We start from the raw sequence: 21821 nt of genomic DNA, 5'->3' as shown, positions 1-21821 counted from the left end.
TCGGTAAAGCCTCGTGGACGAGATCGCCGCCCTCATCGAACCGCAGATCCCAGCGTTGCGGCGCTACGCAGTCGCACTGTTGCGGGACCGCGAAGCGGCGGATGACCTCGTCCAGGACACCCTGGAGCGGGCGTTGTCCGGCTGGTCCGGACGTCGCCGCGACGGCGACCTGCGAGCCTGGCTGTTCACGATCGAGCGCAACCTGTTCCTCGGCACTGTTCGACGCCGGGGCCGGCGCGGCATCGATGTCGGCGCTGAGGCTTTGGAGCAGGTGCCCGATCCGGGTGCCGACCCCGAGGCCGTTATGGGGGCACGCGACGTGCTCACCGGACTCGACGCCCTGCCCGAGGAGCAGCGCTCAGTGCTACTGCTCGTCGCGGTCGAGGATCTGTCTTATGCGGAAGCGGCGCAGGTGCTCGGAGTACCGCTGGGCACGGTGATGTCGCGGTTAAGCCGAGCCCGGGAGCGGATGCGAAGTTTTCTGGAAACGGGTCGAACCGGCTTGTTGAGGAGGGTGAAATGAGCGGGGATCCGCGCCCGGTCGGCGAGGACGACCTGCACGGCCTGATCGACGGTCATCTTGAACCGGAGCGGCAGGCGCTGGTCGAGGCATGGCTCAGGGGAAACCCCGCGCGGGCGGCCGAGGTCTCGGCGGATCGCGCCCTGCGCGAGCGCTTGCGTACCCGCCTCGCGCCGATTGCCGAGGAGGCGATCCCGGCGCGGCTCCGGGTGGCCAACATCCGCTCGCGACATAGCCCAATAACCGGGCGCTGGCTTCCGGTCGCGGCTGCGGCCGTGTTCTGCCTCGCGGTCGGCGGTGCCGCCGGCTGGTTCGGCCATGCCGCGCGGCAGGTACCCACGGTCACGCTTGCGCGAACCGAGCCGGCGACCGACGACGCAGTGGCGGCCTTCCGCACCTACGTGGTCGAGGCGGTGCATCCGGTGGAGGTGCGCGCCGACGAGAAGCCGCACCTTGTTACGTGGCTCTCGAAGCGCCTCGGCCGGGCGGTGACCACCCCCGACCTCACGGCCTACGGCTTCCGCCTGATGGGCGGGCGGTTGTTGCCCGCTGGGTCCGAATCCGCAGCGATGCTGATGTACGACGACGACCACGGCACCCGGCTGACGCTCTACAGCCGCGTGGGCGATGCGGATGGCCGCACAGTGTTCCGCTTCGCCCGCGAGGGCGACGTCGCCGCTTTCTCCTGGGTCGATGGCGGCATGTCCTACGTCGTCACCGGTCGGACCGACGAGGCCCGGCTGCTCACCGTCGCGCAGGCGGTTGATGCGCAGGTCCGCGGCCTCGCGCCGGATCGGCAGCAGCCATGACCCTCGACCAGCTCCGCATCTTCGTGGCGGTGGCCGAGCGGCAGCACGTGACGCGGGCCGCCGAGGCACTGAACCTCGTTCAGTCGGCGGTCAGCGCGGCGATCGCCAATATCGAGGGGCGTCACGCCACCAAGTTGTTCCACCGGGTCGGCCGCGGGATCGAGCTGACCGAGGCGGGGCGCACGTTCCTTGTCGAGGCCCGTGCCGTGCTCGCCCGGGCGGAGGCCGCCGAACTGGTGCTCGCAGACCTCAGCGGCATGCGACGAGGGACGTTGGCGCTTTACGCCAGCCAGACCATCGCCAGCGACTGGCTGCCGCGCCATCTCGTTGCCTTCCGCCGGGCCTACCCCGAGATCGCTATCCGGCTGGCGGTGGGCAACACCACCGACGCCGCCGACGCGGTGCGCGCGGGGCAGGCCGAACTCGGCTTCGTTGAGGGAGCGCTGGACGACCCGACGCTCGCGAGCACGACCATCGCGCGAGACCAGCTTGTCCTCGTAGTCGCTCCTGGCCATCCCTTCGCCGGGGCTACTGCCCTCGAACCCAAGGAGCTCGCAACGGCCAATTGGGTGCTGCGCGAGGCGGGATCGGGAACCCGCTCGGCTTTCGAGGCGGCGCTGACGGACGCCGGCCTCGCTGCGGCTCAACTCCAAGTCACACTCGAATTGCCCTCGAACGAGGCGGTCCGCGCCGCCGTCGAGGCCGGGGGCGGGGCCGCCGTGCTGTCCGAGACCGTGGTCGCCGCAGCGCTTCGAGCCGGGACCCTGGTACGGGCGGCGTTCGCCCTGCCGAGCCGTCCTTTCCGGGTGCTGCGCCACAAGGAGCGCTACTGCAGCCGGGCCGCCGACGCGCTTCTCGACCTGATCGCGACGGCGAACATCAAATGAGTGAGCCCGCGAAACCCGTGCCCCCCGACGATCCCCGGGTGAGGCTCGCCGAGGACCGGACGGTGCTGGCAGCCGAGCGTACGTTCGTGGCGTGGCTTCGCACCGGGCTCGCCTTCCTCGGCGTCGGCCTGGCTGCGCAGCGCTTCCTGCGGGAGGTGCTGGCGGTTTGGCCGCTGAAGGTGCTGTCGCTCACGCTGATCGCCTGTGCGCTCGCCTCGTTCGCCGGCGCCGCATGGCGGGATCGGGCGATTCGAGCGCGTCTTGCCCATACCGAGATCCCGATGATGCCGCGCATCCTCACCGTCGGGATCGCGGCCCTGCTGATCGCGATCTCGGGCCTTGCGGCCACCGCCCTACTCTGGGCGTGAGGTCAGGCCACCGTGACCCGTACCCGGTGCCAGGCGGCGCTGAGGTAACCCTTGTAGTTCCAGGTGTCGTCCGGCGCCGCAGGCTGGGTCTGGCCGGCTGAGTCCCAGGCCCGCACCGCGAGTTCGTGTTCGCCCGCGGTCAGCTCGCAGTCGATCTCCCAGAACGTCCAGGCGTAGGGTGCGTCCGCATCGCGGTCGATCCGGGCCTGTGCCCAGCTGCGACCGCCATCCGTCGAGACGTCGACGCGGGCGACCGCGCGGTCGCTGGCGATGGCGTAGCCGCGGATCGCGTGCCGGCCGGCCTTCAACGCTGCGCCGCGGGCGGGCTCGCAGATCGCGCTGTTGAGCGGCATCGCCTCGATGGTGATGCCGTGGGTGGGGTCGGCGGTCTCGGCGGTCACGTCGGGCGGAAACAGCTTGTAGTCGTCGGCCTGCATCGGATTGTCGGAGGGCCGGTCCTGCACCGTGATGCGGGCGAGCCACTTCGGGCTGCGGATACCGGCAAATCCCGGCACCACCACGCGCAGGGGGTGGCCATGCTCGGGGGAGAGATGCTCGCCGTTCATTGCGAAGGCGACCAACGTATCGGGGGCCAGCGCCTTGGCGAGCGGGATCGAGGCGCCGAAACGCGTGTCCGTGTCCGCGATCCGGTCGTGGCTCTCGAAGGCCACGTGGCGCGTATCGCCCGCATCGATGCCGGCCGCGCGCAGCACGTCGGCGAGGCGCACCCCAGTCCATTTCGCGTTGCCGATGGCGCCGGGCGCCCACGGGTCGCCGGAGACCGGGGCCACCGCTAGCATGTCGGCCCGGCGGTTGCCGGCGCATTGCATTACCGCCGTGACGGTGACGGGCGCGAACCGCGTCTTCAGATCGGCAATGGACAGTTCGAGCGGCGTCGCAACCATCCCGTCGACGGTCAGGCGGTAGCTGTCGGCGTCGAGATCCGGGATATTCCCGTGGCTGCGGACGTAGAAGTCGGCCTGCTCGGTGAGGAAGGCGGCGCGTAGGCGATCGAGCGGTGGCTCGGCGTTGTAGGGCGCCTTTCCGTGGACGATGAGGCGGTCCTTGCGCTGGAACAGGCCGAGCATGGGGTCTTTGTCCTGCGTTCGTGACGTGTCGACGACGAGAACGCGCCGGGAGCCGAGAAGGCACCCAACGCGCGACGCCTCAGGGCTTCATGGTCGAGATGACCGCGTTCTTCGCCCGGTCCACCACGGCGACGCTAAGGTCGCGGTTGAGGACGTAGGCGTGGGCGTTGTCGGCCGAGAACGCGATCGCCTGGCGCGGCTCGTTCAGGCCGGTCACCGTGGCGACGACCTTGAGGGTGCCGGTATCGATCACCGAGAGCGAGTTGTCCTTGAGGTTGCCCGAATAGACGAAGTGCCCGTCCGGGGTCAGCGCGGCGCCGTAGGGGTCCTTGCCCACTGCCACCTCGGAGGTGACCTTACGGGCGGCGACATCGACCACGCCGATGGTGTTGCGGCCGCTGTTGGCTGCAAACAGCGTCTTTCCGTCCTTGGTGATCGAGATGGCGCGCAGCTTGTCGAACCCGGCGATCTCGCCGGTGATCTTGTTGGTGGCGGTATCGACCAACGTGATCTTGTCGCCGAGGAAGTTCGTCACGAACACGGTCTTGCCGTCCGGCGACAGCTTCACGCCCTGGCGCGGCTGCGCGAAGCCGGGGATCACAGCCTCGGCGAGCATGGTCCTGGTGTCGAACACGGTCAGCGTGCTTGCGGCCTCGTTATTGACGTAGAGCTTGCCCCCGTCGGCCGAGAGCACCGTACCGAACGAGCCGGGGCCCGCGGCGAGAACGCCGGCCTCCTTGCCGGTGGCGGTCTCGTAGACCGTGATCCGGCCGGTGCCGCTGTCGGAGACGTAGAAACGGGCGCCGTCCGGCGCGAACACGATGTTTCGCGGCGTGACGAAGCCGTCGAGGCGGCGCAGCACCGTGCCCTTGGCGACGTCGTAGACGACGACGGCGCTCTCCTCGCTGTTCGACACAGCGGCGACGGTCCCGGCGGCGTTCAGCGCCAGTGCGTTGTTCTTGATCGCGCCGTCGAAGCCGGCGGCGAACCCGGGCTGGGCCTGCGCTAGGAGCAAGGCGGCTCCGGCGAGGAGGGTGCGGAGGCTGGTGCGGATATGGGTCATGAAGCGGGTCTCTCGGGCATGCGCGCTCGTTCGGCGGCCGGGGCCTACCGTGAGGGCTGGTTCGAAATCGGAAATCCGTGGTCTAAGGCCGGGCCGGCCGTGCATCGCCCTGGGGAGACGCCGGAAGGCGCGGTCTATTCCCCGAGGCCGGCGAAAAAAGCGCGGCGGCCTCGGTATTCGGGGGTTCAGGGTGCCGGCTTCAACGCCGTCAGGTAGTCGACGATGGTCTGCACGTCGGCCTGATCAACGGGCGCATTGTAGACGTGGACCATCTTGTTCACGGTCTCGGTCCACTGCGCCTTCGTGAGCTTGGGTTGGGTTAGCACCATCCCGGCCGAGTGGCAGGCGAGGCAGTTGTTGTTGACCGCCTCGGCCCCCTGTCCGTCGGGGAAGGTCCGGTCGGAGGTCGGCATCGCGATGGATTGTGAGGTGAAGCGCATCGGCTCGGGGGCCGGGGCGGCAAGCGCCACCAGAGGAGACAAGGCGAGCGCGGCGATCAGGGCCGCCGGATGGATCGGGTTCATGGCTGGTCTCCTCAAGCGGCCTGGAAGGATACGGCCTCGATGCCGTTCTGCATGAAGCCGGCCCCGTTCCAGATCCGGTCCATGCCCTGCGCGACGCCGTTGGTGTTGGTGCAGCGGACCCTGACCGTGTGGGTGCCGGCGGCCAGCGCCGGCAGGCTGCCGTCGAAGCGGCGGAAGCTGTAGGGGCCCTCGTCCGCGCCGAGTTGCGCCGGAAACCACGTCGCCCCGCCGTCTCTGGAGAACTCGACCGCCTTTACCCCGCAATCGCCGCCGAAAGCGATGCCGCGGATGGCCACCGGCGTTCCGGCTGCCACCTTGGCGTCGTCCTGCAAATTGGTGATGAACGAGCGCGGCACCATCCTGTTGATCGGCACCGTCTTGAAGCCGGTCTGGCCTGGTTTGATGTTGGCGCCCGGCACGTCCGGAATGCGGTAGGCGGTCTTCATCCAGTATTGCTCGTCGGGCTTGTCCAGCACCTCGATGTCGGACAGCATCTTGACCCAGTAGGTCGAGTACCAGCCCGGCACCACGAGGCGGAGCGGGAAACCGTTGAGCAACGGGAGCTGCTCGCCGTTCATCGCGTAGGCGATCATCACCTCACCATTGTTGGCGTGGTCGAGATCGAGGGACTTCTTGAAGTCCGGCGCGTCGTCGACGACCGGCTCGTCGAGGCCGTTGAAGCGCACCTGCACGGCACCGGCCTTCACCCCGGCCTTTTCGAGCACGTCCTTGAGGCGCACCCCGGTCCAGCGGGCGTTGCCCATCGAGCCGTTGGCCCATTGCGCCCCGGGCACCCGCGGCTCGAACAGCCCGCGTGAATTGCCCGAGCACTGGTTCACCGCGGCGATCTCGAAGCGCGGCAGGCCGGCGATGGCGTCGAGCGAGAGCGAGAGTTCCTTATCGACGTGGCCGTGGACCTTGAGCCGGAAGGTGCCGGCATCGACTTCGGTCGGGATCGAGGCCCAGTGCCAGCGCACGTAGAAGCGGTCGTTGGGCGTGAACACGCCCTCGTCGAACACCGAGAACGGCGTCTCCAGCAGCGGCGGATGGGTGCGCTGGAGGATCATCTCGCCTTTGCCCGGAAAGGCGGTGGTCAGCGCCCGCTCGTCCGGGCCGCCGGGCAGCGGAAGCTTCACCGAGCCCGCGGCCCAGGCCGGCATGGCGGCGGCGAGGCTGCCGACCCCTAGGCCACCCAGGACGAGGCGGCGGTTCAACGGTTCGTGCAGATGGCGCATGATGTCTCCCTGGAATCGTTTGTTGGGCCGCGTCGGCCGGTCGCTAGATCTCGGTGTCGCCGTCGGCGGACGGCATTGGCGTCGGTCGAGACGGTTCGGTCTCGCCGCCGGAAACTCGGGTCATCGATCCAAGGCATCCCGGCAAAGAGGCGTCTTCTCCGTGAAGGAGATGCTACGGCGAGACGATTATTCCATCCAATGATCGTTCGAGATCTCAACGATCTCCGATTGCGATCATCCGAAGATCTCCGATCTCCGATCAATGGCGGGCGGCCGGATCAGATGATCGTCAGCCAAGCGGTGCCGACGGCGGCGACAGTCAGGGCGACCGTCCAGAATAGGACCCAGCGCATATGACCGCTGGTCTCGCCCTGCTAGGCCTCGTCGGTGGTCTCGATGGTGGGTCGGGTCATGACGGATCTCCCTGCCATTCGGGTGGTCGAAGGCTTCACGCGCCGCCGGACGGATGCCCGGCGGCCAAGGGGGCGCTGTCAGCGTCCGATCAGTTCCCGCGCCGGGCCGCCGGTCTCCTGGCCTCGGCCACGGGCGTAGGCCGGGAGTGCCGGGTTCTTGGCGTTGGCGCCATCGGCGTCGCCGTAGATCGGTGCGGATGGGCTGGTGATGAAGCGGACCTGCGGAGCGCGGAGGCCCTGGGCCTGCGAGAGGCCCGTCATGCCGACAAGCGCGGAGGCGGCGAGGGCGACGGCGGCGATCGTACGGGTCATGGTCGATATCCTTCTGGTGGGGTCGTCACGCCGGTTCGTGATGACAAGAAGGTAGCGGCCGGAAACCATTCGTACTAATGGTTTGATTAGCTAGTTTTAATCGATTGTTTTGATGATTAAGCGCCGCTTGCGAGTTGCTGTCTATCGCGGCGGCGCGCGATGCGGGGTCGTGCTAGAGCCGGTGCGTTGACCCTCCGAAGCCCAAGAGCGCCCCGTGTCCGAATCCAGTCTGCTGGCGATCAGCACAGGCCTAAAGCCGCTCTCGCGCCTCCAGCATCCGCGGGACGTGGTCCGACAATTCACGCCGAACTGGTTCACCGTGGTGATGGGCACTGGCGTGGTCGCCTTGACCCTCGACCGTCTGCCAGCGACGCATGCCCTGCTGGCCCCTGTGCCGCTCGGGCTCTGGCTCGCCTCCGTCGTGCTCTTCGCCACCTTCTGCTTGGTCTACGGCGCGCGCTGGATCTTCTACTTCGACGGCGCCCGACGGATCTTCGGACACTCGACGGTGTCGATGTTCTTCGGGGCGATCCCGATGGCACTGGCGACGCTTCTGAACGGGCTGCTGATATTCGGTCCGCCCTATCTCGGCGCAGAGACCGTCCGAATCGCACTGCCGCTGTGGTGGTTCGACGTGGCGCTCGCTCTGATCTGTGCTGTCGCGATCCCCTACCTGATGTTCACCCGTCAGGAGCACCGCATCGACCAGATGACGGCCGTATGGCTGCTGCCAGTGGTGACAGCCGAGGTCGTCGCCGTCTCCGGTGGCCTGCTCGCTCCAGCCTTGAGCGGCGAGAGCCAACAACTCGCCGTCATCGTCACGAGCTTCGTACTCTGGGGCGTCTCGGTCCCGCTGGCGCTGAGCATCCTGGCGATCCTGGTGCTGCGCATGGCGCTGCACAACTTGCCACCGCGTGAGATGGCCGCATCGAGCTGGCTCTCCCTCGGTCCGCTCGGAACCGGGGCGCTCGGCCTGCTCGTGCTGGGGCAGGCCGGTGGCCCGATCCTCGCGGCAGGCGGTTTTGCCGGCGCGCCCGAGATCCTCAGGATCACGGGCCTGATCGGCGCGCTGATCCTCTGGGGCTACGGCGCCTGGTGGTTTCTGCTCTCGCTCGCCGTCACCGTGCGCTACCTACGCGCCGGCGTTCCGTTCAACCTCGGCTGGTGGGGCTACATCTTCCCGCTCGGCGTCTATGCCCTGGCCACCCTGCGGATCGGCGAAGTGACGGCACTCAGCGGGTTCGCCTGGCTCGGAGCGGGCCTCGTCGGCCTGCTGACCCTACTCTGGCTGATCGTGTCCGTGCGCACGTTGCGCGGGGCCTATCGCGGGGAGCTCTTCGTCTCGCCCTGCCTCGCCGGGGCCTGACCGGGCCTCGGGCGCATCCGATCGGTTCAAGCGAGGCCCAGCACGCGGATCAGACCGAGGCTGACGGCGCCGAGTGCGACGAGCGAGGCGACCACCGCCAGGGTCACCCGTGCTCCGGCCTTAGCGACGCTGCGCACATCGACCCCGAGACCGAGCGCCGCCATCGAAACCACGGTCATCACGTTGGCAGTCTCCGACATCGGCGCGAGCGCGACCTGCGGGACCAGCCCGGCCGAGCGAAGGCCCGCGAGCGCCAGGAAGGCGAGGATGAACCACGGCACCAGGCGGTGGATCGCGAGGCCGGCGCGAGCAGGGCGGTCGCCGGCGGTGACGCCGGGGGCGGCCTCGTCGGTCTCCTCGCGCAGCCGGCTTGCGCCGAGCGAGAGCATCAGGACGACCGGGCCTAGCATCAGCACCCGGACGAGCTTCACCAGGGTTCCGACCTGGACGCTGAGCGCCGCGACCGGCGCGGTGGCGGCGAGGACCTGCGGAACAGCGTAGACGGTGAGGCCGGCGAGCACGCCGTACTGCATCGGCGACAGACCGAGCAGCGGCACCAGCAGCGGCAGGCCGAGCACCACCAGCACGCCCAGCACCGCGGTGAAGGCGATGGAGGCGGCGACGTCCTCGCCATCGGCGCCGATCACCGGTGCCGTGGCCGCGATCGCCGAGTTGCCGCAGATCGAGTTCCCGCAGGCCACGAGGATCGCCATGCGCGGATGCAGCCCGAGCGCTCGGCCGATGCCGTAACTCGACAGGATCGCCACGACGACGACGCCCGCGATGCCGAAGAGCAGGCCCGGTCCGGCGGCGAGGATCGTCGCGAGGCTGAGCGACGCGCCGAGCAGTACGACCGCGATCTCCAGCACGGTCTTGGCCCCGAAAGCGATGCCGGGAAAGAAACGCTGCGACGGGGTCCAGGCGGTGCGGATCGCGCTCCCGAGCAGGATCGCCAGCACCAAGGCTTCGAGCCAAGCGCGACCGAACAGGTGCGTCTCGACGGCTTCGAAGCCGATCGCTGCGGCGGTGACCGCCACACAGAGGCCCAGTCCCGGAAGGATGGCTCTCGTGCCGGCTAAGGCACGCGTCGAACGAGAGTGGGAGAAAAGTCTGGGCGCGGACATGGATGGCTCCGATGTGATGCCGGAGGATCCCAGGTCCCGTTCATTCACTCCAACGGAATGATTAGATGTTTCCCATCACTGAAATAGATGGAATGATGACCCCTTCAGAGTTTGCGGAGACCCATTTTGTGGGGCCGACAGGCGGATTCACCCGTCGATCCAACGGGCCTTGATCGCCGTGTCCGCAGCAAGCTCATAGATCCTGACGGAGCCCGTCGCGAGTTCGAGGTGCTCGACCTCCGCGGGGCTCAGGTCTTCAAGCGCCATGACAAGCGCCCGCAGGCAATTGCCGTGGGCAACGACGAGCACGTCTCCGCCCATGACCGCCGGCTGGATGGTTCGGAGGTAGCATGGCACGATGCGGGCGACGGTATCGCGAAGGCTCTCACCGTTCGGCGGCGCCTCGGCGTAGGAGCGGCGCCAGGTCTCGATCCGCTCCGCCCCCCAGCGCGCATCGGCGGCGATCTTGTCGAGCCCGCTGAGGTCGCCGTAGTCTCGCTCGTCGAGCGCGGCGAAGCGTTGGGGGACCAATCCGGGTTGCCCGAGCGCATCGAGAATAAGCCGGCCGCTCACGACGGCCCGCGTCAGCGTCGAGGTGAAGGCTGCGGAAAAGCGCCAGCTGCGCTCGGCCAAACGCCGCCCGGCTGCCTCGGCTTCCATCCGGCCCTGCTCGGTCAAGGGCGAGTCCAGCAATCCCGTGAACAGGCCGGATCGGTTGGCTACGCTCTGGCCATGCCGGACCAGCACGAGATGTCGCGTGACCGGGGCTTTGCAATCGTGAATCACGCTGTCTCCCGAGGCAGAGCGCTTTCGTGCCGGTCGCATCGCCTCTGATGATGTCGGCATCCGACTTCAACGAACTTCGACCCTGCGATGGGTTGGACCGTCCATCCGGAGTCGGCAGGTCATCTTAGGTCCGCTTAAGAACGTCTTGCGACCGAAAGCAGCCAAGCTGCTTCCCACCCGGTGCGGACGGTTGAGGCCAACATTAAGCATCGGATTTCCACGACTTGTTGGATCAGCCACGAGGCCCGAAGAGGATCACGCCCATGCCCGCCAGGCAGATGGCGGCACCGGACAGGTCCCATCGGTCGGGCTGGTGCCCTTCTGCCAGCCACAGCCATAGGATCGAGGCGGCGATGTAGACGCCGCCGTAGGCCGCGTAGGTGCGGCCGGCGGCCTCGCTGTCCACCAGGGTCAGGAGATAAGCGAAGAGCCCGAGCGAGACCATGCCCGGGGCCACCCACCACATGGTCCTGCCGAGCCGGAGCCACGCCCAGAACGCGAAGCATCCGGCGATCTCCGCCAGGGCGGCACCGGCATAGGCGAGGAAGGTCTGCATCCCCCGCCCCGTCGCATGGCCGGCCCGAAAGGCCAAGGTGGTACCCTAAGTCACCGTGGCGCCGTGGTAGCGCGCGAACGAGCGGCGACCGCCAGGCGCGAACAGGATGACGTCGTAGGTGTCCGGCTCCATGCCCTCGACCTCCATGCCGGGCGACACCGCGGGCATGCCCGGAACGGCTAGGCCCGTCCCTATGGGTTTCTCCGTCAGGAGGCGCTTGATCGCCCCGGCCGGGACATGGCCCTCGACGACGTAGCCGTCGACCTGGGCCGTGTGGCATGAGGCGAGGTCGCGTGGCACGCCGAGGCGGATCTTCAGCGGGTTCACGGGTCCCTCGGTCACGGCGGCCGTAAACCCGTTCTCGCGGAGATGGGCGATCCATTTCTCGCAGCAACCGCAGCTGGGGTCCTTGGTCACGGCGAGCGTGGGCAGGCCCTGCGCGAGGGCATGCCGACCGAAGGCCACCGATGCCGTCATGCCCAGGACCACGGCACGCCGGTTCGTCCTCGTCGTCTCGTTCATGGTCGATCTCCCGTTCCCGCTAGGCGGCCAAGGTCGTTTTCGTTTTTTCGCCGGATTCTCCCAGGGCTCCGGGCTTCGGCAGTCCCCAGCCCTTCACCAGGCCGTAGACCGCCGGGATCACCACGAGGGTCAGGACGGTCGAGGAGACCATGCCGCCGATCATCGGCACCGCGATCCGCTGCATGACCTCCGAGCCGGAGCCCGTGCTCCACAGGATCGGCAGGAGCCCGGCCATGATGGCCACCACCGTCATCATCTTCGGCCGGACCCGCTCGACCGCGCCGACCATGATCGCCCGCCGCAGGTCGTCGCGGTTGAACGTCCGCCCGTCGCGTTCGCAATCGGCGCGCACCTCGGCGAGCGCGTGGTCGAGGTAGACCAGCATGATCACGCCGGTCTCCGCGGCGACGCCGGCCAACGCGATGAAGCCGACCACGACCGCCACCGACAGGTTGAAGCCCATCCACCACATCAGCCAGACCCCGCCGACGAGGGCGAAGGGCAGCGACAGCATGACGATGAGCGTCTCCGTGAGCCTCCGGAAGTTGAGGTAGAGCAGCAGGAACACGATCAGCAGCGTCAGCGGCACCACGACCTTCAGCCGGGCGGTCGCGCGGTCGAGGTATTCGACCTGCCCGCTCCACTGCACGAGGGTTCCCTGCGGCAGGCTCACCTCGTTGGCGACCGCCGCCCTGGCCTCGGCGACGTAACCCCCGAGGTCGCGACCGGCGACGTCGACGTAGATGAAGACCGCGAGCTGGCCGTTCTCGGTCCGGATCTGGGTTGGGCCGCGGTTCAACTGCACCTTGGCGACCTCGCCGAGCGGCACCGTACCCCCGCCGGCGATCGGCACCTGGACCTCGGAGGCGATGGATCGCGGGTCGGACCGGAAGGCGCGCGGGTAGCGTACGTTGACGGTATAGCGCTCGCGGCCCTCGACGGTGTTGGTGACGCTCTCTCCTCCGAGCGCCATGGCGATCACGTCCTGCACCTCGCCGACCGTCAGCCCGTACCGGCCCAGCGCCTCGCGCTCGGGTGTGATGTCGAGGAAGTAGCCGCCCTGGACGCGCTCGGCGTAGGCGCTCGACGTGCCCGGGACCGCCTTCACCACCGCCTCGACCTGGCGGGCGACCTTCTCCATTTCCGTCAGGTCCGTCCCCAGCACCTTGATCCCGACCGGCGTGCGGATGCCGGTCGAGAGCATGTCGATGCGGGCGCGGATCGGCTGGGTCCAGGCGTTCGAGACCCCGGGGAACTGGAGCGCGGCGTCCATCTCGGCCCTAAGGCTCGCCGTCGTGACCCCGGGGCGCCACTCGGCCTTCGGCTTCAGGTTGACGATGGTCTCGAACATCTCGCTCGGCGCCGGGTCGGTCGCGGTGTTGGCCCGTCCGGCCTTGCCGTAGACCGAGGCCACCTCGGGGAAGGATTTTATGATCCTGTCCTGGGTGGCGAGCAGGTCCCCGGCCTTGGTCACCGAGATGCCCGGCAGGGTGGTGGGCATGTACATCAGGGTGCCCTCGTCGAGGTCGGGCATGAACTCCGACCCAAGTCGGCTCGCAGGCCACGCCGTCGCCGCCAGGACGACCACGGCCAGCAGGATCGTGAGGACACGCGCCCGCAGGACGCCGGCGATGAGGGGGCGGTAGACCCAGATCAGGAGCCTGTTCACAGGGTTGCGGTGCTCGGGGATGATCCGGCCTCGGACGAAGAGGACCATCAGCGCCGGGACGAGGGTCAGGGACAGCACCGCCGCCGCCGCCATGGCGAACGTCTTGGTGAAGGCCAGCGGACCGAACAGGCGGCCCTCCTGGCTCTCCAGTGTGAAGATCGGCAGGAAGCTGACCGTGATGATGAGGAGCGAGAAGAACAGCGACGGCCCGACCTCGTCCGCGGCCTCGATCAGGATCTCGACCCGGGGCTTGCCTGGGTCCGCCCGCTCCAGGTGCTTATGGGCGTTCTCGATCATCACGATGGCGGCGTCGATCATGGCGCCCACCGCGATGGCGATGCCACCGAGGCTCATGATGTTCGCCCCGAGCCCCAAGGCCTTCATGCCCGCGAACGCCATCAGGATGCCGACCGGCAGCATCAGGATCGCGACCAGCGCGCTGCGGACGTGGAGCAGGAACACGACGCAGACGAGGGCGACGATGGCGCTCTCCTCGATCAGCGTGCCCTTGAGGGTCTCGATGGCCGCCTCGATCAGGTGCGAGCGGTCGTAGACCGGCAGGATCTCCGTGCCCTTGGGCAGGCTGGCGGCGACCTCGGCAAGGCGGGCCTTCACGTTCTCGATGACGTTCAGGGCGTTCGCCCCGAACCGCTGCAGGACGATCCCGCCGGCGACCTCGCCGTCGCCGTTCATCTCGGTGATGCCGCGGCGCTCGTCGGGGCCGAGCTCGACCTTGGCGACGTCCTTCACCCGCAGCGGCGTACCCGCCTCGGTCTTCAGGACGATGCTCTCGATGTCGGCGACGCTCTTGAGGTACCCACGGCCACGGACGACGAACTCGAACTCGGAGAGCTCGACGGTGCGACCGCCCACATCGGCGTTGCTCGACCGGATCGCTTCCCGGAGCTTGGACAGGGTGATGCCCTGCGCCCGCAGCCGGTTCGGATCGACCACGACGTTATACTGCTTCACAAAGCCGCCGACGCCGGCGACCTCCGCCACGCCCTCGGTGCGGGACGCCCCGAAGCGCACGACCCAGTCCTGGAGCGAGCGGAGCTCGGCGAGGCTCCGTTCCTTGGCGACCACGACGTACTGGTAGACCCAGCCGACCCCGGTCGCGTCGGGTCCCAGGGTCGGGGTCACGCCGGCCGGCAGGCGTTTGGCCACGGTGTTCAGGTATTCGAGCACCCGGCTCCGGGCCCAGTACGGGTCGGTGCCGTCCTCGAAGATCACGTAGACGAACGACACCCCGAAGAAGGAGAAGCCGCGTACGACCTTCGACCGGGGCACCGTCAGCATGGCGGTGGTCAGTGGGTAGGTGACCTGGTCCTCGATGACCTGGGGCGCCTGCCCGGGGTACTCGGTGTAGACGATGGTCTGGACGTCCGAGAGGTCCGGGATGGCATCGAGCGGCAGGGTCCTCAGGGCGTAGAGCCCGGCTCCCACCGCGAACACCGTCCCGATCAGGACCAGCATCAGATTCCTCGCCGACCAGGCGATCAGGCGGGAGATCATGGCGCCTTCCCCTCGGCGGCGGCCTGCGGCCTGGGATCGGGCTTGGGTTCGGAAAGCCCCTGCAGCGCCGCCTTCAGGTTGCTCTCGGCATCGATGAGGAAGTTCGCCGAGGTCACCACCCGGTCGCCCGCGGCGATGCCGTCGCGGATCTCGACGTAGCCGTCGCCGCGGGTGCCAAGCCTGACCGGTCTCGGCTCGAAGCGGCCCTCGCCCCTGTCGAGCAGGACGACCTGTTTCGTGCCGGTGTCGATGACCGCGTCATCGGGCACCGCCACCACCGGCTTGGCGCTGCCGGTGGCGATCGTCACGTCGGCGAACATGCCCGGGCGCAGGTCCCCGTTCGGGTTCGGCAGCTCGATGCGCAAGCGGGCTGTCCGGGTCGCCATGGCGAGGTGCGGGTAGATCCGGGTCACCGCGCCGGTGAAGACGCGATCCGGGAACGTCCGGGCGCGCACGGTCGCCGTCTGGCCCTCCGCCACGGCCGCCAGGTCGCGTTCGGTCACGTCGGCCAGGACCCAGACCTTGGAATGGTCGACGAGCTTGAACAGCGTGTCGCCGGACTTGGCGCGCATGCCGTCGGAGACGTTGCGCTCGACCACGACGCCGTCGCGCGGGGCCGACCACGTGATGGTCGCCGGCACCTTTCGGGATCGCTCGATCTCGTCGATGACCTCGGGCGGGATGCCGAGGTTCTCCAGCCGTCGGCGGGCTCCCTCGTAGCCGATGCCGGTGAGGTACTGCGCGGCGGCCGCGTTCATCTCAGGCGAGAACAGGCGCAGGAGCGGCTGGCCCTTGTGCACGTGGTCGCCGGTGGTGACGGCCTCGACCTTCTCGATGAAGGCGTCGGTGCGCATGGCGATGACCGAGATCCGGCGCTCGTCCTCCTCGATGGCGCCGGGGGCCCTCACCGGCATCGACAGGACCCGTCGCTCGGCCACCGCCGTCCGGACCCCGGTGCGCTGGAGCTTGCCCGGAGAGATTTTTACGGTGCCGTCGTCGGTGTCCTCGCCCTCGTAGACGGGGAGGTAGTCCATCCCCATCGCGTCCTTCTTCGGAATCGGCGAGGTGTCCGGAAGGCCCATCGGGTTGCGGTAGAAGCGCACCTTGCGGGCGCTCGCAGGCATCGTGGTCAGACCCTTGGCCATGTCGCCGTGCCCAGGGTCGGGCATCGCCTCCGCCTCGTCGGGTTCGTCGAAGCGCACGTCCTCGCTGGCGCGGACGGCGCGATAGTCTCGACCGTCCGCCATGCGCGTCGGCTCGGACGCGTAGTCCGGCTTCCCGTCCGGGTCCTGGTAGTAGACGACGGGTCCCGTCGCCTTGGCCGGGACCCGAGCGGGCACCGAAGAGGGTTGCCGGGTTCCCGGCAGCCAGTTGGCGAACCCGGTCCGCGCCTGCTGGACGAGCGCCGGCACGGGGCTACCCTCATGCCCCGCGCCGTACCCCAAAACCCCCGCCGCGAGCGCGGCGAGGGTCCCGGCTGCCCAAGCCGACCGGCTCACTTGGTGGCCTTGAACACCAGCTTGTTCTCGACGGTGCCGGCCTCGCCTTGGACCTTAGCCCCGAGCGAGAGGCGCCAGCCGCCGGCCATCGTCAGCTTAGCCTTGAACCGGTAGAGGCCCGGCTCCGGCGAGGGCAGCTGCTCGATCTTCGAGGTCATCTCCTCCATGCTGTCGGGCGCCATGTCGATCCGCTTGGCAAAGATGACGGCGTTCGGCACGGGCTTGGACGTGCGCTTGTCGACGAGGCGCACGTCGAGGATGGCCTCGCCCTGCCTGGCCTCGTCCTTCACCAGTTGGAACTCGTAGTCCTTGGTGTCGGCCCGGGCCGCGGTGGTCAGGGCGAGGCCGAGCAGCGCAGCCGTCAGGGCGCGCGAAAACGATGTCTTGGACACGGTCGATGATCTCCTGAAAACGATGGGACCCGGGCCTTCAGGCGCTCGGGATCGGCCGGCGCAGGCGCCGGCGGCATCGGGTTCAGGCTCGGGGAGGCTCGGTGGGCGGCCCTTGCGACAGGCTGTCGAAGGAGGCGGTGACGGCCCGGGCGGGCCCCTCCATGACGGCAACGCGGCCCGGAAGTCCGACGGCGACCGGCAGGCCGGTGGCGACCTTCGCCAGGCAAAGCGCCATCAGGGGACAGCCCTTCGAGCAATCGGGCATGTCCGGCCGCTCCTTGGGGCAACACGGCATCTCGTCCATGGCCATCCCGGCCATGTCGGCCATGGCTTCGTCGGGCATCGCCATGGCGTGCCCCTGAACGGCCATCGGCACGCGCATGCCTGCGGCGGCCGCGGATGCGGTCACCGGCGCAAGGGCGAGGCCGATCACCGCCAGGAGCGGGAGCAGCCTGCGAAGGGCGAGCCAGAAGGTCACCGTCGGACGATGCCACAATGCGCGACGGCGAGGAAGGGAGCGTTCATCACCGGTGCCGCCCCACCTTCCAGGCCGAGACGAGAAGGATACCGGCCAGCGCCGGAAGCAGGATCGCACCTGGAACCATGCCGAGCAGCCGCCCGCCGACGAAGGTCCCGAGGATCGATCCCGCCGCCATCACCAGCACGAAGGTACGATTGCGTCCGATCACGGCGAAGCTGCCGTCACGGCTGTAGCGGGCGAACGCCATCAGCATGGTCGGGAGCGACACGGCGAGCGACAGGCTCCCGGCCAGCTTGATGTCCACGCCGTACAGGATGATCAACGTCGGGATCAGGAGCTCCCCGCCCGCGACCCCGAGCACGGCCGCCACAACGCCGATCAGGAACCCGGCCAGCACCCCCGCCACGACCTGCGCCGACCCCGTCAGGAGAGGCATGGCGCCCTCCGAGCCGTGTCCGAGCAGCAGCACGCCCGCGATGCCGACCAGCATGATCGCGATCACCCGGTAGAGGGTCTCCGAGCGCAGGCGCGTGGCCCAGCCCGCGCCGATCCAAGCCCCCGCCAGGCTGCCTGCCAAAAGGTTCGCGATCACGGCCCAATGCGCGCCGACCTCTGCGAAGGGTACCGTTTCGGCTCGGAACGGCAGCGCGGTCGCGACCACGATCAGCGACAGCAGCTTGTTGAGGATCACCGCCTCCAGGGCAGGGAACCCGAACGCCCCGATCAGCAGGGGCAGCCGGAACTCGGCTCCGCCCAGGCCGATCATACCCCCGAGGACTCCGATCAACGTGCCGGCGCCGAACGCCCCGACGATGCGTCCGCTCATGTCACCTCCCGGAGGTCCAGGGCCTCGCGCATCCGGGCGTCGACGCTGCCGCGCAGGATCTCGGCCGGCGTCCCGGTCCCTAGTGTCTCCCCGGCGTCGAGGACGCAGATCCGGTCGGCCAGCGTCTCCGCCTCCGACAGGTCGTGGGTGACCATGACGATGGGAATGCGGATCTCGGACCGCAGCGAGGCGAGCTCGTCCTGCATGCGTCGGCGCGTCCGCCGGTCCACCGCCGAGAACGGCTCGTCGAGGAGCAGGACCCCCGGGTCCCGGGCAAGGGCGCGCGCGACGGCCACGCGCTGCTGCTGCCCCCCGGACAGGGCCGAGGGCATTCGGTGTTCCAGGCCATCGAGGTGGACCATGCGCAACAGCGCCTGGGCCTTGGCATCGCGTTCGCCACGCGGCCGGTGTCCCATGGCGGCCGTGACGTTGCCCAGCGCCGTCATGTGCGGGAACAGGGCGTAGGACTGGAACACCAACCCGGCCCGCCGGCGGTGGGGCGGCACGTCAATGCCGGCATCCGTGTCGAGCCAGACGGCGCCGCCGCATCGCACCGCCCCGGACACCGGACGGTAGAGCCCGGCCACGGTCCTCAGGACGGTCGTCTTCCCGCTGCCGGACGGCCCCACCAGGGCGAGCATCTCCCCCGGCCCGCAATCGAGGTCGACGTCGAGCGGGATCGGGCCTCCCTGCCGGAGGCGAACCGTGAGGCCGGGGGCGTCAGCCACGGAGGGTGACGCGGTTCGACAGGGCGTAGGTCACGGCGAGCGCGATCAGGCTCAGCACGAGGAGGAAGGCCGCCATCACGCCGGCGGCCTGCATGTCGAAGGCCTGCACCCGGTCGTAGAGGGCGATGGCGACGGTGCGGGTCTCACCGGGGATCGACCCGCCGACCATCAGCACCACGCCGAACTCACCCACCGTATGCGCGAAGGTGATCACCAGGCCGGTGACGATGCCCGGCCATGCCAGCGGCAGGTCGATGGCCCAGAGCACCCGCCACGGGGAGAACCCGGACACCGAGGCGGCCTCGCGGACGTCTGCGGGGATGGCCTCGAACCCGCGCTGCATCGGCTGGATGGCGAAGGGCAGGTTCGCGATCACCGAGGCCAGCAGGAGTCCCTCGAAACTGAAGGCGAGAGGGTGACCGAACACGGACTTCCACGCCTGCCCGAGATGCGACCCGCCCCCGAACGTAACCAAGAGATAGTACCCGAGCACGGTCGGCGGGAGCACGAGGGGCAGCGCCAGCAGGGCCTCGACGACCGAGCGGCCCCGGAAGCGGCGGAACGCCAGCCGGCGCCCGACGAGCACGCCGATGGGCAGCAGGACGAGAACGGTCAGGGCCGCGAGGCGCAGCGAGACCGAGAGCGCGGTCCAGTCCATCGGATCACGGCGTCTCGCCCGGGAGGACGAACCCGAATTTCTTCAGCACGGCCCGGGCCGGCGGTGTCTGCATGTAGCCGTAGAACGCCTTCGCGGTCTCCCCGGCATTCGCCATCAGCACCATCCGCTGGCGCAGGGGCAGGTGCCACTCGACCGGCACCAGGGCATACGTGCCGAGCTTGGCGACCTCCGGCGAGAGCGCGAGCGAGTAGGCGAAGATCCCGCCCTGTGCGGACCCGCCGGTAGCGAACTGCGCGGCCTGGGCGACGTTCTCGCCGAGCACAAGCCTGGGCTTGGCGGCGTCCCACAACCCCTGGTGCGTCAGGGCCTGCTCGGCGGCCCGCCCGTAGGGGGCATGCTCGGGATTGGCGATGGCGAACTTCTGGATGCGCCCGTCGTCCAGGGCTGCCTTCAAGTCCGAGAAGGACGGGTCGGGTTTCAGCGGGGAGCCCAACGGAGCGAACAAGACGATCCGCCCCTCGGCGTAGAGGGTGCCCCGGTCCTGCGTCCGGCCGGCATCGGCGAGCTTGAACACGAAGCCCTCGTCCGCCGAGAGGAAGATCTCGAACGGCGCGTCCTGCTGGAGCTGCCGGGCGAAGTTACCGGACGAACCGTAGGTGACGCTCAGGTCCTTGCCCGTGTCGGCGCGGAATTGGGTGACGACGGCATCGAGCGCGAACTTGAGGTCCGCGGCGGCGGCAACGCGGGGGGCGGTCTCCGCGAGGGCGGCACCCGTGAGCGTCAAGGTGATGGCGACGGCCAGGGCGAGGGATGGAAGAGGCGATCTCATGTCCAACCCGATATAGCGGCCCGGCTATATCGGCAAGGACGTCTCGTTGGCCTCGGGCTCGTCGACGGGCTTCAGGAGCGCAAGCAATCCGGTCAGGTCGGACGCGGTGGCCACCGCGGCGGCGCGCTCCATGCTGCGAAACCCATCCAGGACGGCATCCCCGGTCTCGCTGAGGCGGGCGCCACCGCCCGTCCGGCCGCCCTTCGCCGTGATGACGAGAGGGTTCAGGAAACCGGCGTTCAGGGTGTCGATGAGGTACCAGGCGCGCTTGTAGCTCATCCCCATCCGGCGCCCGGCCGCCGCAATCGACCCGGTCTCGCGGATGCCCTGGAGGAGGTCCGCCTTGCCTGGCCCGAGAAGCGTGCCTCGGCCGAGGTCGACCCGAAGCCGGACGACGCCCCCATCCGTTCCGTCGCCATCGGCCTTGTCAGTCATATGATCCCGTTGTTCGGCCACCTGCATCGTGGCTTGAGGGAAGGCTCGCTGCCGGCATGTCGTCGGTCCTATCGCCCCCAAAGGGTTGCGGCTACCTGACCCGCCAGAGCGCCAGCGCCAATCCGACATTGGCAACGGACAATCCCATGAGCAGCAGGTAGGTCGCATCGGCCCCCCAGAAGGTGAGGACGAGCGCGCCCAGCGATGGGGCGAACGCCTGGGCCACCAGGCCCGGCCTTGCCAGCCTTCCGACGAGCGGGGCGTAGCGCTCCGGTCCGAACAGCGCCAGCGGCACCGTCCCCCGGGCAATCGAGTAGATCCCGTTGCCCGCCCCGTAGAGGACCAACGCCAGCCCGACCATGGGCAGGCCGGCCGCCAGCGTCGCGACCCCGATGGCGACCAGCACCATCGCGGCCGTAAGGGTCCAGAGGGGGTGATGCCGTCCCTTGCCAGCCATCTCGACGATGCGGGCGCCGACCTGGGAGGGGCCGATCAGGGCGCCGTAGGCAACCGCCGAGGAGAGCGCCACCCCACGAGCCTGGAGCAAGGTGATGAGGTGAACCGAGACCATGGCCATCACCGTGCCCCCGAGGGTCAGCACCCCCGCCATGAGGAGGAAGGCACGGCGTTCCCGACCATCGAGCCGAACGCTCGGGGCCGCGTCTGCGGATCGCGCGACGGGACGTACGGGCGGCCGGGGGATCACGATGAGGACGAGGGGAAGCGTGATCAAGAGATGGAGTCCGGCGTAGGTGAGACAGGTCCAGCGCAATCCGATCCGCTCCACGAGGAACGCCGAGAGGGGCCAGCAGACCGTGCTCGCGAAGCCGCCCCACAGGGTCAGCGTGGTGATGGCGGGCCTTGCCTCGGCCCCGTAGAGACGTCCGAGGGTGGCGAAGGCGGGGTCGTACAGTCCGGTGCCCATGCCGAGGCCGATCAGGAGCCAGCCTCCGAGGTATGTCGGTAGGTTCGGCGCCAGACCGAGGATGGCAAGGCCGACGGCGAGGGCGACGGACGCGAAGGCAAGGACGGGGCGCCCGCCATGTTCGCCGATGAAGGCCCCCACCCGCGGCGAGGCCAAACCCGCGACGAGGAGGCCGAGGGACAGGCCGCCGATGACCCATCCCAAGGGCCACCCCGTGTCCGCCGACATCGGGGCGGCCAACACCGACAGCAGGTAGAACGACGAGCCCCAGGTCAGGATCTGGACCACGCCCAGGGCCGAGATCACGGGCCATCGGCGCGCCGGGGCCAT

Annotated in this window: 24 protein-coding genes; 5 read left to right on the top strand and 19 right to left on the bottom strand. The window is 69.0% G+C overall.

The window, feature by feature from the left end:
- The first annotated feature begins 13 nt into the window (after positions 1-13).
- From ASF60_RS14435 to ASF60_RS14420, 4 genes are read left to right on the top strand one after another with little or no spacing between them, the layout of a single operon-like run.
- Positions 14-523, top strand: a complete 510-nt coding sequence (locus tag ASF60_RS14435) for an RNA polymerase sigma factor (RefSeq protein WP_018044293.1) — start codon at positions 14-16, stop codon at positions 521-523.
- Positions 520-1329: an anti-sigma factor family protein gene (locus ASF60_RS14430; RefSeq protein WP_056186082.1), complete on the top strand. Its 810-nt coding sequence runs from the start codon at positions 520-522 to the stop codon at positions 1327-1329. The genes ASF60_RS14435 and ASF60_RS14430 overlap by 4 nt, the downstream gene beginning before the upstream one ends.
- Entirely contained in the window at positions 1326-2216 is an 891-nt protein-coding gene (locus tag ASF60_RS14425) for a LysR substrate-binding domain-containing protein (protein ID WP_056186080.1), read from the top strand. The genes ASF60_RS14430 and ASF60_RS14425 overlap by 4 nt, the downstream gene beginning before the upstream one ends.
- Positions 2213-2584, top strand: coding sequence for a YidH family protein (locus tag ASF60_RS14420; protein WP_056186077.1), 372 nt, complete (start codon positions 2213-2215; stop codon positions 2582-2584). The genes ASF60_RS14425 and ASF60_RS14420 overlap by 4 nt, the downstream gene beginning before the upstream one ends.
- 2 nt (positions 2585-2586) lie before the next feature.
- On the opposite strand, the gene ASF60_RS14415 is transcribed toward ASF60_RS14420, so the two are convergent.
- The 5 genes from ASF60_RS14415 to ASF60_RS14395 all read right to left on the bottom strand — a co-directional run bounded on the left by ASF60_RS14415 (position 2587) and on the right by ASF60_RS14395 (position 7219).
- Complete coding sequence (locus tag ASF60_RS14415; RefSeq protein WP_056186076.1) at positions 2587-3672, bottom strand: sulfite oxidase; 1086 nt, start codon at positions 3670-3672, stop codon at positions 2587-2589.
- Positions 3673-3751: 79 nt separating this feature from the next.
- Positions 3752-4735, bottom strand: a complete 984-nt coding sequence (locus ASF60_RS14410; RefSeq protein WP_056186073.1) for a beta-propeller fold lactonase family protein — start codon at positions 4733-4735, stop codon at positions 3752-3754.
- A 185-nt stretch (positions 4736-4920) separates the two neighbouring features.
- Complete coding sequence (locus ASF60_RS14405; RefSeq protein ID WP_056186069.1) at positions 4921-5259, bottom strand: c-type cytochrome; 339 nt, start codon at positions 5257-5259, stop codon at positions 4921-4923.
- Between the two features lie 11 nt (positions 5260-5270).
- Positions 5271-6494, bottom strand: a complete 1224-nt coding sequence (locus ASF60_RS14400; RefSeq protein ID WP_056186066.1) for a molybdopterin-dependent oxidoreductase — start codon at positions 6492-6494, stop codon at positions 5271-5273.
- A gap of 491 nt (positions 6495-6985) precedes the next feature.
- Positions 6986-7219: a hypothetical protein gene (locus ASF60_RS14395; protein ID WP_018044302.1), complete on the bottom strand. Its 234-nt coding sequence runs from the start codon at positions 7217-7219 to the stop codon at positions 6986-6988.
- A gap of 214 nt (positions 7220-7433) precedes the next feature.
- On the opposite strand from ASF60_RS14395, the gene ASF60_RS14390 reads away from it, so the two are divergent.
- Positions 7434-8585, top strand: coding sequence for a TDT family transporter (locus tag ASF60_RS14390; protein WP_056186063.1), 1152 nt, complete (start codon positions 7434-7436; stop codon positions 8583-8585).
- Between the two features lie 26 nt (positions 8586-8611).
- Here ASF60_RS14390 and ASF60_RS14385 read toward each other — a convergent pair whose 3' ends face one another.
- The 14 genes from ASF60_RS14385 to ASF60_RS14320 all read right to left on the bottom strand — a co-directional run bounded on the left by ASF60_RS14385 (position 8612) and on the right by ASF60_RS14320 (position 21821).
- Positions 8612-9709, bottom strand: coding sequence for a YeiH family protein (locus ASF60_RS14385; protein WP_056186060.1), 1098 nt, complete (start codon positions 9707-9709; stop codon positions 8612-8614).
- A gap of 147 nt (positions 9710-9856) precedes the next feature.
- Positions 9857-10495: a 2,3-bisphosphoglycerate-dependent phosphoglycerate mutase gene (locus ASF60_RS14380; RefSeq protein ID WP_056186057.1), complete on the bottom strand. Its 639-nt coding sequence runs from the start codon at positions 10493-10495 to the stop codon at positions 9857-9859.
- A 232-nt stretch (positions 10496-10727) separates the two neighbouring features.
- A complete protein-coding gene (locus tag ASF60_RS14375; RefSeq protein ID WP_056186054.1) occupies positions 10728-11051 on the bottom strand; it encodes a YnfA family protein in 324 nt (107 codons plus the stop codon).
- Positions 11052-11096: 45 nt separating this feature from the next.
- Positions 11097-11573, bottom strand: coding sequence for a DUF411 domain-containing protein (locus tag ASF60_RS14370; RefSeq protein ID WP_056186051.1), 477 nt, complete (start codon positions 11571-11573; stop codon positions 11097-11099).
- Positions 11574-11592: 19 nt separating this feature from the next.
- Entirely contained in the window at positions 11593-14757 is a 3165-nt protein-coding gene (locus ASF60_RS14365) for an efflux RND transporter permease subunit (RefSeq protein ID WP_056186046.1), read from the bottom strand.
- Positions 14754-16256, bottom strand: a complete 1503-nt coding sequence (locus tag ASF60_RS14360) for an efflux RND transporter periplasmic adaptor subunit (protein ID WP_056186043.1) — start codon at positions 16254-16256, stop codon at positions 14754-14756. Before ASF60_RS14360 ends, ASF60_RS14365 begins: the two co-directional genes overlap by 4 nt.
- A complete protein-coding gene (locus tag ASF60_RS14355) occupies positions 16253-16648 on the bottom strand; it encodes a FixH family protein (protein ID WP_056186040.1) in 396 nt (131 codons plus the stop codon). Before ASF60_RS14355 ends, ASF60_RS14360 begins: the two co-directional genes overlap by 4 nt.
- 82 nt (positions 16649-16730) lie before the next feature.
- A complete protein-coding gene (locus ASF60_RS14350) occupies positions 16731-17126 on the bottom strand; it encodes a hypothetical protein (RefSeq protein WP_056186598.1) in 396 nt (131 codons plus the stop codon).
- Between the two features lie 46 nt (positions 17127-17172).
- The gene (locus tag ASF60_RS14345; protein ID WP_056186036.1) at positions 17173-17955 is read right to left on the bottom strand and encodes a sulfite exporter TauE/SafE family protein; all 783 of its coding nucleotides are present in this window, start codon (positions 17953-17955) and stop codon (positions 17173-17175) included.
- Positions 17952-18683: an ABC transporter ATP-binding protein gene (locus tag ASF60_RS14340; protein ID WP_056186033.1), complete on the bottom strand. Its 732-nt coding sequence runs from the start codon at positions 18681-18683 to the stop codon at positions 17952-17954. The genes ASF60_RS14345 and ASF60_RS14340 overlap by 4 nt, the downstream gene beginning before the upstream one ends.
- Entirely contained in the window at positions 18676-19341 is a 666-nt protein-coding gene (modB, locus tag ASF60_RS14335; protein WP_056186032.1) for a molybdate ABC transporter permease subunit, read from the bottom strand. Before modB ends, ASF60_RS14340 begins: the two co-directional genes overlap by 8 nt.
- A 4-nt stretch (positions 19342-19345) precedes the next feature.
- Complete coding sequence (modA, locus tag ASF60_RS14330; protein ID WP_056186028.1) at positions 19346-20131, bottom strand: molybdate ABC transporter substrate-binding protein; 786 nt, start codon at positions 20129-20131, stop codon at positions 19346-19348.
- A gap of 24 nt (positions 20132-20155) precedes the next feature.
- Complete coding sequence (locus ASF60_RS14325) at positions 20156-20566, bottom strand: winged helix-turn-helix domain-containing protein (protein WP_056186594.1); 411 nt, start codon at positions 20564-20566, stop codon at positions 20156-20158.
- A gap of 91 nt (positions 20567-20657) precedes the next feature.
- On the bottom strand, positions 20658-21821 hold the full coding sequence (locus ASF60_RS14320) for an MFS transporter (RefSeq protein ID WP_056186022.1): 1164 nt from the start codon (positions 21819-21821) through the stop codon (positions 20658-20660).

Source organism: Methylobacterium sp. Leaf113 (assembly GCF_001423325.1).
Classification (GTDB): domain Bacteria; phylum Pseudomonadota; class Alphaproteobacteria; order Rhizobiales; family Beijerinckiaceae; genus Methylobacterium.
This window is presented reverse-complemented; position numbering and strand designations above follow the sequence as displayed.